3 protein-coding genes are annotated in these 2727 nt (G+C 32.9%); all 3 read left to right on the top strand.

What is annotated here, in order from left to right; all coding sequences use genetic code 11:
• The first annotated feature begins 157 nt into the window (after positions 1–157).
• The 3 genes from HGB55_RS14675 (at position 158) to HGB55_RS14665 (ending at position 2598) form a co-directional block, all read left to right on the top strand.
• A complete protein-coding gene (locus HGB55_RS14675; RefSeq protein WP_141422662.1) occupies positions 158–952 on the top strand; it encodes a cation transporter in 795 nt (264 codons plus the stop codon).
• A 520-nt stretch (positions 953–1472) separates the two neighbouring features.
• Positions 1473–1898 (top strand): DUF4844 domain-containing protein, encoded by a 426-nt coding sequence (locus HGB55_RS14670; protein WP_247649233.1) that lies wholly within the window; start codon positions 1473–1475, stop codon positions 1896–1898.
• Positions 1899–2397: 499 nt separating this feature from the next.
• On the top strand, positions 2398–2598 hold the full coding sequence (locus HGB55_RS14665; RefSeq protein WP_168817775.1) for a hypothetical protein: 201 nt from the start codon (positions 2398–2400) through the stop codon (positions 2596–2598).
• The last annotated feature ends 129 nt before the right edge of the window (positions 2599–2727 follow it).

Genomic DNA, 2727 nt, shown 5'->3' with positions numbered 1-2727 from the left:
ACAACAACGGCTATAATTCATTGCTTCTGACTTTCCTTTCGGAAAGTCCTCGCAAATTTGCTATCTTCGGTTTACGGTGGAAAATCCTCGCGGATTTTCACGCAACGAAACCATAGCCAAGCCCGTTGTAAGTAATGCCGAAAAACCCAGAAACCGAATGAAAAAAACAATATTCGAAATTACCAAAATGGACTGTCCTTCAGAGGAAAATCTAATCCGAATGAAATTGGACGGAATTTCAAGTATTGCGAATTTGGACTTTGATATTCCGAACCGAAAACTGACTGTTTTTCACAGCGGAGAATCCGACCAAATCGAAAAGTCCGTTATTGAACTAAATTTAGGCGGAAAGAAAATCTCGACCGAACAGACCGACCAAACAGAATTTAATGAAAATGCAAACCAAAAAAAGCTACTTTGGTCTGTACTTGCAATCAATTTTGCCTTTTTTATTATCGAAATGACAACAGGAATAATCTCAAAATCAATGGGTCTTGTTGCCGATAGTTTGGATATGCTTGCCGACAGTTTCGTATACGGAATTAGCTTGTTTGCGGTTGGCGGAACGTTGATTAAGAAAAAGCGGATTGCAAAACTTGCTGGATATTTTCAAATAACACTTGCGATTATTGGATTTGTGGAAGTTTTAAGAAGATTTTTTGGAAACGAGAAACTTCCCGATTTTTCGACAATGATTATCGTTTCGATTTTTGCACTTATTGCAAACGGAATTTGTCTTTACATTTTGCAAAAGTCAAAAAGCAAAGAAGAGGCTCATATGAAAGCGAGTATGATTTTCACATCAAATGACGTGATTATCAATTTAGGAGTAATAATTGCTGGAATTTTGGTAAATTGGTTGAGTTCGAGCAAACCTGATTTGATTATCGGAACAATCGTTTTTGTTTTGGTAATTCAAGGAGCATTTAGAATATTGAAATTAAGTAAGTGAATAAAAAAGCACTACTTACAACACCGTGTATAATTAATTGCTTTGTTCTTCCCTACTTGCGAAAATTCCTGCGGAATTTTCACGGGTTCGTAAAAGTTTGCTAAATTAGTTGCTCAAACACGCAACTAACCATACACAAAACCGTTGGCAACAATTAAAAACATATAAACTAAAAAATGGAAAAATGGAAAATATTTGGATTATTTCAATAGTACTATTTTTAATAATCTTATTTCTTTATTGGAGAATTTCAAAGAATTATTTCAAAAATGAAGTTTTTAGCAAAGGGACATGGAAAAATTGGGGAACGAGATTAATTTATTGGCAAGGAGCAATTTTCGTCAGTATCGGAGTTACAACTCTAATATTTTTTCTCTTAAAGTGGACAAATGTTTTAACTTTTTAGAAAAGAAATAACAACAGAGAATAATTGCTGACAACAATTTGAGAAATAATGAAATACATTCAAATTTTTATTATCTTTTTGACATTGTCTGCTTGCGGACAAAATGCGACCGAAATGAAAACACCTGAAAACTCAACTGAAAAGTTTATGGAATTTATTTCAAAGAAAAAGTTCGTTCAGGAAGGTTATTATTCTGGAATCGCTGACGAAAAAATGCGACCGATTTTTACGGAGAAAATTAATAGTGTTGCGTCTGACTTTAAAAGTGTAGCGAAATCAGAAAATCCGACTGACAAAAAATACCAAGAGAAAATTAAAATCGGACTTTCAAAGTTTGCGGATGTTTATATGGAATTAGACACCGAAGACCGAGAAAGAGTTTGCACATACATTGAGGAATTAATGGATATTGTCGGACTGGAAAGTTCGAATGGACAACTGAATAAATTTATGTACGGTTTTGACCCGAATGAATTGATAAAAAAAAATAACTGTTGCCAACACTGTATAAAATTTATGCTTAAATTAGAACAAAATTGATAACAAAAAAATTGTAACAAACCGATTTGTAAAGTCCGAAAATCCTTCGGATTTTAGGTCGCACAAATCTTATACAAACCCGTTAGCATAAATAGCTCGGCTGAGTTTTGGTCAGAAAAACTAAAGTTGAAAAACTTAATTGAAAACTATGATTTTTAGCAATATTTCGGAGTGAAAATTGTAGCGGTAAGAGTTGAGCAATAAAAGCGGAAAGAATTGAGTTTTTACTGAAAAAATTGTACTAAGCCGAGAAATTTCTGAGTGATTTATACTCAAAAAAGTATGAGAATTGAATCGGAATGAATTTGCTTTGAATGAAAAATATGTACAAACCTGAAAAATTCCAGATTGACTTCCACTCTACCGGAATTGAGCATTGAAACGGTTAAGATTTTGAGCAACGAATCCGATTATCTTTAAAATGAATAATTGCCAATAAATTGAGAAATTTCAAAATTTTTCCTTTAAAACGTGAAAATTATAGCGGAGAAAAAGCTAAATGAGAAAAATTAGTATGTTTGATAAATTTCAGATAATAGAAAAATTCAATGCTCAGCAGAATGTGTCGCTAAATATGCTAACAATGGCTATATTGCATTGTGGCGGATTTTCTTTTTCAGAAAATCCTCGTATATTTACTAAACTAATTGCTATGGCGGAAAAATCTTGCCAATTTTTCCACAACGACAACATAGCCTAAACCGTTGGCAACAAGCTGAAAAAAGATTCTGGAAAATTTTATAATGGACGAAAAAACAAGAGAAATATATGAAAAGTATGGAATAAATCCAGAAGAACGCGAAATCGAAAATCGAAAGATAATTGAGGA

The organism is Lutibacter sp. B1 (assembly GCF_012524075.1).
Taxonomy (GTDB): domain Bacteria; phylum Bacteroidota; class Bacteroidia; order Flavobacteriales; family Flavobacteriaceae; genus Lutibacter.
Note: the sequence above shows the minus strand (reverse complement) of the source record. Positions and strands in the feature narration are given on the sequence as shown.

Excerpts from the sequence above, each read along its gene's own strand:
- HGB55_RS14665 (WP_168817775.1), top strand. The coding sequence starts at position 2,398 with ATGAGAAAAATTAGTATGTTTGATAAATTTCAGATAATAGAAAAATTC.
- HGB55_RS14675 (WP_141422662.1), top strand. The coding sequence starts at position 158 with ATGAAAAAAACAATATTCGAAATTACCAAAATGGACTGTCCTTCAGAG.
- HGB55_RS14670 (WP_247649233.1), top strand. The coding sequence starts at position 1,473 with ATGAAAACACCTGAAAACTCAACTGAAAAGTTTATGGAATTTATTTCA.